The following is a 1505-nucleotide window of genomic DNA, read 5'->3' as shown; positions in this document are numbered from 1 at the left end:
CTAGGGCCTGTCTGACAATTCCCGTCGGATCAGGCCGGGCGGCCGGACCCGACGGGAAGGGACAGGCAGGTGCCAGGTCGGACCTTATGGCCGGGCTGTCCCGTCCGGCACCGGCGTGGCCTGGTGGTAGTAGAGCCGGAATTCCCCGGCGGCGTCGCGGCGCCAGATCGACGAACGGCGGGCGTGCCGGTCCTCGATGCGGGTCTCGTAGGTGAGGTGGATGATCCCGGGGGCGAGGACTGTGCCCTCGAAGTGCTCTGCGGTGATGGGGGTGCTGTTTTCGGCGCCGCCGTGGAGTGTGGGCAGGGCGGCGACCATCTCCGCGTGCGTCCACCGCCGCCCGGAGGCACCCACCTCGATGAAATCGGGGTCGAAGAGGGCTTCGGCGAGGAAGCCGGAGAGGCGGACGGAGGGGTCGTGAAGGCGTTGCTCCCGGATAATCGCCTCGGTGACGTCCGGATGCTGCTGGAGCGCCTCGGACGCGTGCTGGTCGTTTTGGATCATGGCGACATGATGCCCGGTTGCAACTGGCGGACCCTCGGCAGCCGGGGCGGCCTTCAGCAGCGACGGGCCCTGGCACTGCCTGATAATTGATCTTGTGGTGGGTCGTGGAGAGCTGACGGATGCGGCGTGGGAACGGATAGCGCCGCTGTTGCCGGGTGTTGACGGGCGGGGTCGTCCATGGCGGGATCACCGGCAGGTGATCAACGGGGTGTTGTGGCGGTTGCGGACAGGTGCTCCGTGGCGTGACCTGCCGGAACGCTTCGGACCGTGGCAGACGGTCTATGAACGGTTCGCCCGCTGGGAGGCGGACGGCACGTGGGCCTGCCTGCTCGAGGAGGTCCAGGTCCGTGACGACTCCGTCGGGGCGGTGGAGTGGACGGTCTCGGTCGACTCCACGATCAATCGGGCCCACCAGCACGCAGCCGGCGCACGCAAAAAGGGGCGGCAGCGGGGGACGAACTGGAAGATCCGGAACGCGCACAGGCTGGTCAGGCGCTCGGCCGGTCCCGCGGCGGGCTGACCACCAAGGTCCACCTCGCCTGCGACGGCCGGGGTCTGCCCCTGGCCCTCCTCGTCACGCCGGGCAACGTCAACGACTCCACTGCCTTCGGCGCGGTCCTGGACGCGGTGCGAGTGCCCCGGACCGGCGTCGGTCGGCCGCGCCGCAGGCCCGACGCGGTCATCGCGGACAAGGCGTATTCGTCACGGGCGATCCGCCAGACGCTGCGGCGCCGGGGCATCCGGGCGGTGATCCCGGAGCGGGCCGACCAGAAGGCCAACCGGATACGGCGTGGCCGGGCTGGCGGTAGACCGCCTGCCTTCGACCGTGAGCTCTACAAGGCCCGCAATGTCGTCGAACGCTGCTTCAACCGGCTCAAACAGTTCCGCGCCATCGCCACACGCTTCGACAAACTCGCCGCCCGTTACCGGGCCGGACTCCGTCTCGCGGCACTCATCCTCTGGCTCCGCGAACCCGGACAAGATCATTTGTCAGACAGGCC

At 69.4% G+C, this 1505-nt stretch carries 2 protein-coding genes; one reads left to right on the top strand and one right to left on the bottom strand.

The genetic code is table 11. The features are described 5' to 3' along the window. Positions 1-84: 84 nt before the first annotated feature. Complete coding sequence (locus AQJ64_RS44820; protein ID WP_055633054.1) at positions 85-504, bottom strand: nuclear transport factor 2 family protein; 420 nt, start codon at positions 502-504, stop codon at positions 85-87. A 97-nt stretch (positions 505-601) separates the two neighbouring features. On the opposite strand from AQJ64_RS44820, the gene AQJ64_RS47560 reads away from it, so the two are divergent. Beyond that, a protein-coding gene (locus AQJ64_RS47560; RefSeq protein ID WP_099053913.1) for an IS5 family transposase occupies positions 602-1505 on the top strand; the annotation gives its coding sequence in 2 pieces (ribosomal slippage) (positions 602-947 and positions 947-1505; 905 coding nt annotated over the 2 pieces). This gene is flagged as partial in the annotation.

The organism is Streptomyces griseoruber (assembly GCF_001514205.1).
Lineage (GTDB): Bacteria > Actinomycetota > Actinomycetes > Streptomycetales > Streptomycetaceae > Streptomyces > Streptomyces griseoruber.
The sequence above is the reverse complement of the archived record's forward strand: the minus strand, read 5'-3'. Positions and strand labels throughout refer to the sequence as shown.

What these genes read in the sequence shown, in the direction of transcription:
- AQJ64_RS44820 (WP_055633054.1), bottom strand. Translation starts at nt 504, where the DNA reads ATGATCCAAAACGACCAGCACGCGTCCGAGGCGCTCCAGCAGCATCCG.